Here is a 12,489-nt window from a genome sequence, read left to right on the forward strand (position 1 = left end):
AACAACGTGCCCGAGCTCTTAAAAATCCAAAATAGAAACTAAAGAAAATTATTTAGATTTCTATATATTTTCTTTAGTTTTTATTTCAAGTTTTACATAAATGTTTTCATTTGATGGTTCCTGATGTTTTAGGAAATAATTAAACAGCACCTTAATTGGTAAATAACCTTGCATAAAAGGATCTTGAGTTATTGTAAAGTCTATAGTTCTGTCTTTAATAAGATCTACTGTTTCTGGAATCATATCAAAGCATATAAATTTTATATCTTTTCTGTTTAATTCCTTTATTGCCTTACCAACCCCACCTACACCTGTACCTGTAATATAAATTGCATTTAAGCTTGGCTGCCTCTTTATGAGGTCAAGGGTTTTTTTATAAGAACATTTATTGCCATCAATATTTTCGATTATATCAGTTACTTTTATTTGAGAATATTCTGCTTCAATCACTTCTTTAAAGCCTATTATTCTTTCTTGCAACGCTTTAATTTTTGTAAGCCCTGTAAGAATCGCTACTTCTCCACCACTTGGCAATAACTTTCCTAAGAGATCTCCAGCAACTCTTCCGCTCTTCTTTAGATTTTGTCCTATGAAACAAAGTTTTTCTATATCAGGTATATTAGTATTAGAGACAACTATTTTAATGCCTTTGCTAGAAAGTCTATTTAGTTCTGTTTTTATTACCTCTTCACAAAGTGGTGATATGACAAGGGCAAATATATTATGTTCATCCAATTCCTTTATGCACCTTAATTGTTCTTGAACATTAATAGAATTCATAAAGCGAGTTTCTACTGTTATCCCAAAGTCTTTAAATTCATTAAAGCCCTTTTGAACTCCTTCGTATACCTCATGAAAAAAAGGATCCTCTTTATCTAAAATAATAACACCAATTTTCAAAGGATTTTTCTGATAAGCCAATGCTTTACCAGCTAGGTTTGGCTTATACCCCATCTCTTCTGCCATTCTTTTTACCTTATCTCTCACGGCCTGACTTACTCCAGGTCTATTATTTAAGACTTTATCAACCGTACCTCTTGAAACATTCGCCGCTTGTGCTATTGCTTTAATTGTTACTCTCATTTCTATCTCCCCACGTACTCAAACTCAATACAACTTCATAATACCTCATTACTATTTGTATTGCAATAGTGAGTTTTTAAAACCTAAGCCAAGCAGCAAATATATTATTTTTTATATTGTGCAATATTTTCTGGTGTTACTAATCTATAGGGGATCATAGTTTCTTTTTCTACTGATTCGCCTTTAGCAGCTTTATATGCCACTTCAACTCCTCCACGACCTTGTCCTACTGCATCCTGGAAGACAGTAACTGCCAGATCTCCTGCTTCCATTGCTGCTAATGCATCAGGTGTAGCATCAATGCCTCCAACTAAAACGTCTTCTCTGCCTGCATCTTTAAGAGCCTGTATAGCACCTAATGCCATATCGTCATTATTTGCAGCAATGGCTTTTAACTCATCACCAAATTTGTTTAACCAGTCTTCGGTTTTCGTCATTCCTTCATTTCTTTGCCATAAACCAGTTTGCTTATCTACTATTTCAATATCTGGATACTTAGAGACTATTTCTTCAACACCTTCCGTTCTATTTATAGCAGCCTCATTATCTAATTTGCCCATTAATACTGCAATTTTACCTTTACCTTCTAAGGCTTCCGCTAAGAATTCCATCTGTAGTCTACCAGAAACTATTGATTCTGAACCTACGAAATACGTTCCTTCTGGTAATTCAGCAGGATTTCTATTAACATATACTAACTTGATACCTGCTTCTGTTGCAGTTCTAGTTAGTGGATCAGTTGCACTTGTATCAACTGGATTAACTATAATAGCATCTTTTTGTTGAACAACAAAGTTTTCTACTTGGTCCATTTGTTTTGCCATATCTTCTTTTGCATCAACAAATTCTATATCTATATCACCGTTCTTTTCAGCAAACTCTTTCATCCCATCCATCATATATGTTAAAAAAGTGTCGTCAAAATTTGCTATTGATACACCAATCTTCACTTTACTGTCTGTTTCAGTGTTATCTGCTTGCTTAGTACTTTGACCTCCACAACCTGCCAATACTAGTAAAGTTAGTGAAATTAAAATTGCTAATGTTTTCTTAATAAAATTATCCATTTAATTACCCCCTTGTAATTTCTAATATTCATTACATTAAATAAACTTTTTGAATTTTGTATGCACCTCCTTGCTCAATAAACTCCGTGTTAAAACATCAAATTTTCAGTTATGTAACCAATTTCCGTGCACGGGCTCTTGTTTAATAAAAAAAAATTTCATCTTGCTCTCTAAATCAATGGACTCATTTTTATATTTAACGTGCTCGAGCTCTTAGATTGATTATATACATAATTTTCTAAAAAATCAATATTTTTTTGATTTTTTTCTTTTTGCTTTATAAGTAATCAATAATAGATTTAATTTCCTTTATGTAGAAGCAAGCTGTTATTTTCAACCTTTCATCTTCCTCATCCTCAACACCGAAAAACTAATAGTTACTGTTAAGGTGTTGATATCTCTATTACCTTTATAATTCATCCTCAACACTACTGCCATGTATTTTTCCTGTTGATTTTATTTTCACCTTCACATGTACCTGAATATCAGCATTTGAAAAGTGTTCCTGACTATCATATCCGCTATCTCTTCCATACTTTGCAATAGCATATTTACCAAGATCCAAACAATCTACACCATACTCTTCTTGAACTTTTTTAACTACCTTATTTAAATCTTTTTGTAGTTTTTCTTCAAACAATTTTTCTACTTTTGAAAGCTGTTCTTTAGTAAACTCCTTATCATTTAGTGTATCAATTCTCAAATCGGCTAGTATAGTTACTAAAATATCATATTTTAGCTTATCACCCTTATTTGAAACCTTAACTTTAACCTTATTTTCACCCTCTAAATCTAAATATTCTAGTGGTTCGTCCGATTGGATAGATAGGTAGCCTTTGCCATCTGAATCTCTTAAAATGTTTATTAGTTTGGCTTCTTTCATAGGGATTCTTCTAATCATCTTATCATCCTTAAATACAGCTGTGCCGGTTAGTTGAGGTCTCTCATTAATTATTTCGATATATGGCAGATATACTTCTCTTCCCTGTTGATGATACATGACTAAAAAATCATTAATAGAATTGCACTTTGAATAGAAGTTTCCTTCATATGAAAACTTAAGCATTTCAAATAATTGCTCTGAAATAGTATCAGTCTCAGCTTTAAGTGAGAATAGATCTTCAGATTTACCCTTACAAATTGCAATGGCAGCATTAATATTGACCTCTGGTGTTCTAAGTAGGTCCTCAATAATATCTTTAGTTCCAAATTCAGCTCTTTCCTCACTAATAATGAAGACTATCTCTGTTCCAAAGGTAAAAGTTTTGCTTTGTTTACTTCTACGATTTTCAACGATTAAAGATATACTGGCTCCTTCACCGGCCAACATAACTGAACCAGTTTCATCTTTTTTCTTAATTAATAGAAACTCAGCTGGATCAACTAGCTTTATCTCATCACCTTTTTCTATATCGTATCCAAAGCCAGTTGCTATACTCAGTTCTTCTATTGGATGTTTACCGTGACAGCCAGGTAGAAATATTGCAGTATATATAATAATCATCACAACTATTATATTTTTAAAAGGCTTCATTTATTTTCACCTCTAAATTTCACTAAAACTAATATTGTTGTAATTAGTCCCCATGTAAAGGAGAAGATTACAAATACAGGTATTACCTTACTTAAAAAAATTTCTTTATTCTGCTCAGGTATGATAAGAAAAGCATAAATCAAAGCTATAGGTAAAAATACAAAATTAGCTTTTTCATAATCTATTTTTACAAGCTTAGATAAAAGCAAGCTAGTTATAAAGCTTTCTGTTAATAAGGTTCTTAAAATTATTACACTCCATATGAATAGAAATACTGCTGTAAGGTTAGATATTATTGGAATAGGTATTGCTTGTACAATATATGCTAGTGGATATTTAAGCTTTGAAGTTAATTCCCAGCCTAGAAAATATATTGTTATAAAAGCAATCAATGTATATATACCTACTGTTATCGTCGATGCAACCATGCCTGCTTTTGTTGTATTTTTTTTGTTAGAAATACTACTAATAATAAAATAGCTTATTTCACAGCCTGCAAAGGAAAATGAGCTTGCTGTAGTGGCTTTTATTATTTCATTGTATGATGAAAAAACCGGTTGAATATTGACAATCGATCCCTTTGTTATAAAAAAGAAAGGGATAAATATTAGTGGAAGAGTTAAATAGAAATAAAATTCGCATAATCTCCCCACCATGTAAATTCCGCCCATAGATATTAAAGGGATTAACACTAAAATCGGTAATATAATGTATATAGGATATAAGAAGCTTGTAATTGTTTCCCTTAAAACATTAGTAAATCCTGCTAAAATAGCAGCAAAGGATGTTAAAAAATAAAGAAAGAAGATAATTGTAAATATATAGGATAATGTTTTACCATAGATTTTATTATTGATTTCCCAAAAATTTGCATGATTTGTTTTATTATCTATTATAGAAGCTGTTAAAACTATAAAAACTGGATATAGTCCACCTATAAGTGTTGATATCCAGCCCTGTTGGTGAGCTATTCTACAAACATCAGATGGTAGAGATAAAATTCCTATTCCTATCATAGAAGCTATAACTATAAACATATACTGATTTTGAGTTATCTTATCTTTTCTCATTTTTCTATTTTCTACTATCCTCCTTATTAAAGCTTTTAGGAATTCTATTTATCTCTTTTAATGGATATCTTACTAAACTATCTTTTATATCCTTATACCTCATTGGTGCAAAGGGCGAGAAGTAAGGTATTCCTAAACTCTCTAGGTTCATCAGATAAGCAGTTATTGAAAATAATCCTATGACAACTCCTAAAAAACCAAGTATCTGGGCAAGTATTAGTACATAGAACCGTAAAAGTCTAATGGAGAGAGTCATTTCATAGTTAGGTATAAGAAATGTAGCAATTACTGTTACAGCCACTACTATTAAAGTTGTTGGACTTACAATCCCTGCTTGTATAGCAGCTTCTCCAAGTATAATACCACCAACTATACCTAATGTTTGACCTACAATTGAAGGAAGACGCAGACCTCCCTCTCTTAAAAATTCTATTATCATTTCCATTAAAAGAATTTCAAAAAAAGGTGGAAGGGGAATACCTCTTCTGGACATAATAATGATTTTGATTAAATCTAAGGGGATAAGTTCAGAATTATAATTTAAAAGTACTAGATATATCGGAGATATTGTGACTACTATAATCATCGCTATAAATCTCAACATTCTATCAAAATTCGCTAAAATGATTCTATTAGAATAATCTTCAAATCCTTGAAAAAACTCTGTAAAAACAACAGGTAGTATTGCGGCATAAGAGCATCCGTTTATGAATATAGCCGCTTTTCCCTGAAGAATATCTGATACAACTTTATCAGGCTTTTCTGTAGTTTTAGATTGTGGAAAAACGCTAAAAGAATGTTTTTCTATAAACTGCATCAAAGAACCTGTATCTGGTATATAAGAGGTTTTTATAGTTTGCAGTTTACTTTTTAGCTTATTTAAAACATTAACATCAATAGCATCCTTCATATATATAAGGGCTGCTTCACAATTATTCTCTTCTCCGAATACATATTTTTCAATTCTAAGATTATTGTTTTTAAGTTTCTCTTGTATTAAACCAATGTTAGAAGATAATATCTCTACAAAGGCACTTTTTTCTCCCCTTATGGTTTCCTCAATTTTCGCATCAGCACTTTTTTTAAAGTTGCTTCCCGAAGTATTACAAATTATAGCGGTGTCTTCATTTTCTATCAATATTATGCTTTTGCCAGCTTTTAAAGCCTCAGATATAAGATTTACATCGGATGAAATTTGGGTATCGCTTATAGTTATATACCTTTGTGATATATAGGGCACTGGCAATGATAGAGTATTTATATCGCAATCTATTTTAAATAAAAGAGGATATATTATACGATCTTCAATATCCTCTTTTTTAGAGATTCCACCTATGTAGAGAATAATACACTTTACATTACCTTTAAGTATTAATTCCCTAGTTTTAAAATTAAAATTTGCTGGTGCATTTGAAGAAATCAAATTTATATTCTTATCTAAATCTTTAGTTAAAGCTATAATATCCATCTTATAACCTCTCAAGTTTTTCAATACACTAATTCGCTATTAGTTTTAGCTTTAACTTGAAATATATACTTATTTTGTCACATCGCTATCAAGCATGTATAGGCAATCTCATGTCTTCTATTTTATTTTTCAGTAAACAAAAATAGAAGAGCATTTTGCTTATGCATACTCTTCTATTATTGATAAGTAGTTTTATTTTTTCTATTCTAATTTATTTAATTATATCCTCTTGAAAACATTGTGTTTCTCTCATACATATAACCACCAAAATCCATATATCTGGCTACCTTCACCTTTGTGTCTAGAGTAATGTCTCTAAGTACTTCTTCTCTAAATACACCATATCCTGTTCTATCAACTATATAACCAACATGTTCTTTAGGTAATGTCCTATCAATATATTTCTCAATATAATGTTCATAAGCATTATTGATTACCTTAATTATGGTTTCTTCATCAACCCATTCTAAAAAGGCTCTTGCTATCCTAGGGTTTTTCTTCCCCGTTCTTCCCATTATAACTAATCTATAGTATTTTTCTCTACTTCTAGTTAAGGCTCCTGTAGGACACTTTAGTATACATTCACCACATCCAATGCATCTGTCAGCGTCCCTTTTAACACTGTAATTTTCAAAATTCAAAGCGTTAGTAACTCTTTTCTTGCAATTTTTAATACATGCTCCACAGCTTATGCATCTTTCCTGGACATATTGAGGTTCTGTCATGCCTATAATTCCAAAGTCTTGCATATGTGCCTTAATACAATCATTAGGACACCCCGTTACGGCTATTTTCACATGATAATCATTAGGGTATATTTCCTTTTCAATTCTCTTTGCTAAGTCTGTCGTATCAAAGTTAGCAAATTGACATACTCTATTTCCAATACAGGCTGATACATTCCTAGTTCCAGCCGCACAGTATCCACTTTCCAAGTCTGACATATCAACACCTATGGCAAGTTCTAGCCCTTCTAAAATTGGTACAATCTTCTTATTCACTTCAGGTATTTTATCAAAATCTATGTCGGGAACTTCAAACCCTTGTCTAGCTGTAATATGAACTGTTCCATTCCCATATTCTTCTGCAATATTTTTAATAATATCAAAATGTTTTACTTCTAAATGTCCACCTGGAACTCTTATTCTTAAGGCAGTTTTTCCCCTAGTTTTTGTTATTCTATATGCATTCTTTTTAACTTGTTTAGTATTGATAGACATACTATCACCCCATTAGTCTATTAAGTTCTTAGCCTTTGTATAATTAAATACCGGTCCTTCTAAGCATACATATGTATCATCAATTTTACAGTGACCACACTTTCCTATACCGCAACTCATCTTTCTTTCAAAGGACACCCATATCTTATTTTCTGGCACTTCTCTATTCATAAGTTCAATATTAGAAAATTTCATCATCATTGGTGGTCCTACTACTATTGCTTCTATTTTGTCTTTATCTAAAATTTCTAATTTTTTTATATACTCTGTAACTAGTCCTGTGTTCCCTTTCCAATCTTCATTACCCTTATCTACCGTTAAAGTTACATCTATTTTACCTTTCCACCTTTCAAGATCATCCTTAAATAGAATATCTTTAGGGGATTTAAATCCTACAATCAATTTAAAGCTTTTAAGTTCATGAATATTATCATAAAAATAATTAATAATACTTCTCACTGGAGCAAGTCCTGTTCCACCTGCAACTATTATTAAATTCTTTCCCACATAATTATCTAGCGAAAATCCATTTCCATAGGGTCCCCTTGCATATAGATAATCTCCTATGGCCAAATCAAATACTTCGCCTGTTAGTTTTCCAACCTTTCTTATGGTTAAATCTATATATCCATCCCCAAAATCACTTATGGATATGGGAGCTTCCCCAATACCAGCTAATGATACTTCTAAAAACTGCCCGTTTTGAGGTTTCATGTCACTTTTAAACCTGTACGTATAATCTATGTCTGTTTCTTTAACTATATCTATTATCGGAAGTCTAAAGGATACATATGGGTTATTCATTTTTAGAGCCTCCTTCTACTATGTCATATAATTTGTTTATACACTTTGACAAGGAAATATATTGTGGACAAACATCATCACATCTTCCGCAGCCTACAGTCATGTTGCATCCAAATCTTTTATGAAAATCACTTACCTTATGTAGGGTTTTAAATCTCATTCTTGCTCCATTTTTTTGTCTGAAACTGTGACCGCCTGCCATATCAGTGAATCCATCCACATGGCATCCTGTCCATGCTCTTCTTCTTTCCCCAACCTTTTTATTACTATCGTAGAATACATCCTGCATTGTAAAGCAACTACATGTAATACATGATGTATTACATCTTCCACAAGCAATACACCTTTCGTCGTATTCTTTCCAAACTTCATGTTCAAATATATCGACAGTTAGTTTTTCTGGATCTGGCACATTAACTTCAATTTTGTTTTTCTCTACAAAATCTGGTTTAAAATCAACCTCTGCACCTATATTACTAAAAACTTCTTCTAAATCTGTATCTTTAATATCTAAATATATTTCACCCTCTTTTACCCTCATACCTACTGAATAGTTATCTGTTTTATTTGCCTTCATTGCAACACAGAAACATGTGTCAAATCCTTCCGCACACTCAATCATAAAAAACTTCACTTTATCCCTAAGCTTCTTATAATATATATCTTCATAAGTACCATTGTGAAGAAAAATAGTATCAAGTCTTTCTATTCCATTTATATCACATGGTCTTAGAAGGATGATTATACCTTTATCATCAACCTTTGGTTCTTTAACCTCATCATCTCCAAAATAAAATAAAGTTTGTCTAATCGGAAAAACAATCTCCTTAGGAGAATAATAGGATTTCAAATCAAAAACCACATCTTCAATTTTATTAATTTCACCATATCCTACTACATCTGTTCCTGAAAACCGTCCCTTTCCATTCATATTAATCGGAGCATAAACTTTATAGTTACTAGATAATTCATTTAAGGCATTATTAAATTCTTTACAATCCATTTTTAAACCCATCTTATCTCTCCTATAACAATAAATGATCATTGACATACTGGATTTTAATACCATTTTATTATGCCCATAATTTTACTTATTATATGCAGGATGTTAATTGGCATTTCTTACATAAGTAAGGTAAATACAATTAATTGTGTATTAAATACTACGTACAGACCTCCTGTTAGGTGAATAGTATAAAGCAGGAGGAGGTAAAGTAATGGGCGATCAAGTTGTTAGTATTAAAGCAAAAGAAGATCAATTAGATTTAGGTGATGGTCTTATATTAAAAACATTAACTGGTTTTATAAATATCAGAAAGGAACTTGAGGTTGACGGCCGCAAAATTTCAATATCAAGCGTTCTGCCCTTTGTCTCAACAAACGTTACTAAGGACTCATCTAAGCAATCAGATGATTAATATACTGTGCTTTGGCTACTAACTACTTAAGTAGCCATTTTTCACGTCTTAAGGTATATATTTGATTAATGAAATTGTATAATTCTAACTTGGCACAGTTGCATATGCGAATATCATCCTTAATTTGGTTATTTAAAATAGAGCATACTTTGGTAGTATAGCTCTAGGGCATTTAAGACTATATGTAGTAGTAAGGTTTTGAGGATTGTAATTATGCAATTTGCTCAATTAAATAAAAAATTCCTACTAACGAAGGAAATACTTATAGTATCTTATCTTCATCAGTAGAAATTACTGATACCCTATAGGTATCATTAAAAGTCTGAATCTACTTCATTATTACTAATCAGCAATTCCTATATTCATTTTACATATTTAAGGAATCCATCCTCCATAATTAACTTAATCATTCCTATATCAGTTAAGTATTCAACATAGGATCTTAACATTTTTTCTGTTACGAAATATTTGTATCTGCTTTTTACACTAATACCCCATTTTTCTATAACAGTCTTCATAATTTCTTCCATTGTCATAGCGACATCTATGACATCATACACTTTCGCTGCTCTATTTTTATAGAAATCTATATTATCAGCTATAAGTTTTGTAATATCATCATACATGCCTTTGTGAGCCACTACATATTTACTGCATTTTAAATCATAAAGCTTTTCTTTACTTTTTAAGTCTTCTCTGAGTATAAAAGCATAGGGTAGTTTTGATCCCTTCATAACTCCATAGCTTATAAGAGCATCTCCTACATATCCTACATCATCGGGTGTGATTATACATATATGAGCAGGGCTATGACCTGGTGTATGAAGAATTTTAAATTCTATACTACACACATTTATGCTATCTTGGTTTTCCCAAATCATAATATCGGCTTCGCAAACCATATGTCCAAAATGCTCTGTTACATATGATAATGTCTGGCTACTGTAATAAACCTTGAGATTAGCCGGAGAACTGCAAATAAGCGCCTCATAGGCTGGCATAGCAATAATACAGTTATATTTCTTCTTAAAATATGCAATATTTCCGATATGATCTATATGAGCATGACTACATACTACACCAACTACCTTGAAGTTGTTTTTTTCCAGAAGCTCATTTATTCCTTCTCTCTCTCCTCCTGCCCATCCTGAGTCCAACATGATAATTTCTTCTTCATTAATTTTATAAAAAGGGATATATGTCATTCCAGTATCAATACAAAATGTATTTCCCTTTACTTTCCTTATTTCCATATACTTCCTCCATTTTTCTAACTTCTATTAGATTATTAATAACACAAATTTCCCAAATAAAGTTATGGAGAAAGACAAACAATGTTTCTAATCACGTAGTTTCTTCCATTTATCTTTGTGGATTTTTTATGCTATTTATGATAATAATTAAGATTATATCATACCACTATAAATGTTCTAAAAATGCAATGCTAAATAAAAAGCTATGGTATTATATAACTATGACAAAACATATGCATCTAAAGGAGGCACCTATGGATTCGAGAATACAAAATTTAGCTAATACGATTGTTAATTATTCGTGTAATATACAATCAGGAGCTACTGTAACAATAGATGTTATTGGTGACAGCCCTAGGCCATTAGTAAAAGCTCTAATTAAAGAAATATATAAAGTAGGAGCAATTCCACACGTTATAGAAAAAGATGTCAGTATTATCAGAGAGCAACTTATTGGGCTAACAGAAGAAACTGCAAAAAACTGGGCAAAACATGCTTTAAATAGACTTAAAGATACTGATGTTTATATAATGATTAAATCTCTTAATAATCAATCAGAATTAAGTGATGTGCCTCAAGATAAGATGATTTTGTATGGTGAACATTATACAAAAATAGTAAATGAATATATTCTCAATCACACTAGATGGATTTCTTTGAGATATCCGAATAATGCAATGGCACAACTAGCCAATATGAGCCTTGAATCATTTGAAAACTATTACTTTACTGTTTGCAATCAAGATTATTCTAAGTTATCAAATGCAATGGACTATCTAGTGAAGTTAATGGATGAAACTGATAATGTACGAATATGTGGTAATGGAACAGATGTATCCTTTTCTATAAAAGATATTCCTGTACATAAATGTGCTGGCTTAATTAACTTACCAGATGGAGAAGTTTATACTGCTCCTGTACGTGACTCTATAAATGGAGTAGTGCAATTCAACATTCCATCAATTTATCAGGGAACTTATTATGAACAAGTTAAATTAGAATTTAAAGATGGAAAGATTATCAAAGCCACATCTAATAATATAGAGCAAATGAACTCAATATTAAATACAGATGAAGGCTCAAGATATATTGGAGAATTTGCTCTAGGTGTAAATCCTTATATTGTGAAACCAATGAAAGATATCTTATTTGACGAAAAAATTGGTGGTAGCTTCCACTTAACACCAGGGTTTGCATATGAAAATGCTTTCAATGGAAATCGTTCAGCTATTCACTGGGACTTGGTTTGTATTCAAACTGAAGAATATGGAGGCGGGGAAATATATTTTGATAATGTACTAATTCGTAAAAATGGTTTATTTATACCTAGTGAATTGCATGCTTTAAATATGAAGTAATAATAGTTGTTCTTTTCTTATTACTATTCTTTAGTCTAACTATAGTATTCCAAATAAGCATATAATAACATTAAACTATCTAAATCGTTCAAGACTCGCTTTAGATAGTTTAATGCTGTCTTTTTAATAACTACAAAAGAAGGATATACACCTCATACCAGTTTGGCTGATATATAGTCCAGAAGTAATTAGAAAATCTCTACAGCTGGCTAGT

At 31.4% G+C, this 12,489-nt stretch carries 11 protein-coding genes; 2 read left to right on the forward strand and 9 right to left on the reverse strand.

Going from position 1 to position 12,489, the window contains the following annotated elements; genetic code table 11:
- Positions 1 to 60: 60 nt before the first annotated feature.
- The 8 genes from R9X47_RS11295 to asrA form a co-directional block, all read right to left on the reverse strand.
- The gene (locus R9X47_RS11295; protein WP_432666923.1) at positions 61 to 1,083 is read right to left on the reverse strand and encodes a LacI family DNA-binding transcriptional regulator; all 1,023 of its coding nucleotides are present in this window, start codon (positions 1,081 to 1,083) and stop codon (positions 61 to 63) included.
- Positions 1,084 to 1,187: 104 nt separating this feature from the next.
- Positions 1,188 to 2,150, reverse strand: a complete 963-nt coding sequence (locus R9X47_RS11300) for a sugar ABC transporter substrate-binding protein (protein ID WP_432666924.1) — start codon at positions 2,148 to 2,150, stop codon at positions 1,188 to 1,190.
- A gap of 409 nt (positions 2,151 to 2,559) precedes the next feature.
- Positions 2,560 to 3,684: a Ger(x)C family spore germination protein gene (locus R9X47_RS11305; protein ID WP_432666925.1), complete on the reverse strand. Its 1,125-nt coding sequence runs from the start codon at positions 3,682 to 3,684 to the stop codon at positions 2,560 to 2,562.
- Entirely contained in the window at positions 3,681 to 4,754 is a 1,074-nt protein-coding gene (locus R9X47_RS11310; protein WP_432666926.1) for a GerAB/ArcD/ProY family transporter, read from the reverse strand. The genes R9X47_RS11305 and R9X47_RS11310 overlap by 4 nt, the downstream gene beginning before the upstream one ends.
- A 4-nt stretch (positions 4,755 to 4,758) precedes the next feature.
- Positions 4,759 to 6,222, reverse strand: a complete 1,464-nt coding sequence (locus R9X47_RS11315) for a spore germination protein (RefSeq protein WP_432666927.1) — start codon at positions 6,220 to 6,222, stop codon at positions 4,759 to 4,761.
- A gap of 215 nt (positions 6,223 to 6,437) precedes the next feature.
- The gene (gene asrC, locus R9X47_RS11320; RefSeq protein WP_432666928.1) at positions 6,438 to 7,442 is read right to left on the reverse strand and encodes a sulfite reductase subunit C; all 1,005 of its coding nucleotides are present in this window, start codon (positions 7,440 to 7,442) and stop codon (positions 6,438 to 6,440) included.
- A 12-nt stretch (positions 7,443 to 7,454) separates the two neighbouring features.
- Positions 7,455 to 8,246 carry an anaerobic sulfite reductase subunit AsrB gene (gene asrB, locus R9X47_RS11325; RefSeq protein WP_432666929.1) on the reverse strand — a complete coding sequence of 264 codons (792 nt, stop codon included), beginning with the start codon at positions 8,244 to 8,246 and terminating at the stop codon, positions 7,455 to 7,457.
- Positions 8,239 to 9,261, reverse strand: a complete 1,023-nt coding sequence (gene asrA / locus R9X47_RS11330; protein WP_432666931.1) for an anaerobic sulfite reductase subunit AsrA — start codon at positions 9,259 to 9,261, stop codon at positions 8,239 to 8,241. Before asrA ends, asrB begins: the two co-directional genes overlap by 8 nt.
- 202 nt (positions 9,262 to 9,463) lie before the next feature.
- On the opposite strand from asrA, the gene R9X47_RS11335 reads away from it, so the two are divergent.
- The gene (locus R9X47_RS11335) at positions 9,464 to 9,664 is read left to right on the forward strand and encodes a hypothetical protein (RefSeq protein ID WP_432666932.1); all 201 of its coding nucleotides are present in this window, start codon (positions 9,464 to 9,466) and stop codon (positions 9,662 to 9,664) included.
- Positions 9,665 to 10,026: 362 nt separating this feature from the next.
- Here R9X47_RS11335 and R9X47_RS11340 read toward each other — a convergent pair whose 3' ends face one another.
- On the reverse strand, positions 10,027 to 10,917 hold the full coding sequence (locus tag R9X47_RS11340; protein ID WP_432666933.1) for an MBL fold metallo-hydrolase: 891 nt from the start codon (positions 10,915 to 10,917) through the stop codon (positions 10,027 to 10,029).
- Positions 10,918 to 11,171: 254 nt separating this feature from the next.
- On the opposite strand from R9X47_RS11340, the gene R9X47_RS11345 reads away from it, so the two are divergent.
- Positions 11,172 to 12,275: an aminopeptidase gene (locus R9X47_RS11345; protein ID WP_432666934.1), complete on the forward strand. Its 1,104-nt coding sequence runs from the start codon at positions 11,172 to 11,174 to the stop codon at positions 12,273 to 12,275.
- Positions 12,276 to 12,489 lie beyond the last annotated feature (214 nt).

Origin of the sequence: Wukongibacter baidiensis (genome assembly GCF_050888315.1) — a bacterium.
GTDB classification, from domain to species: Bacteria; Bacillota; Clostridia; order Peptostreptococcales; family Caminicellaceae; genus Wukongibacter; species Wukongibacter baidiensis.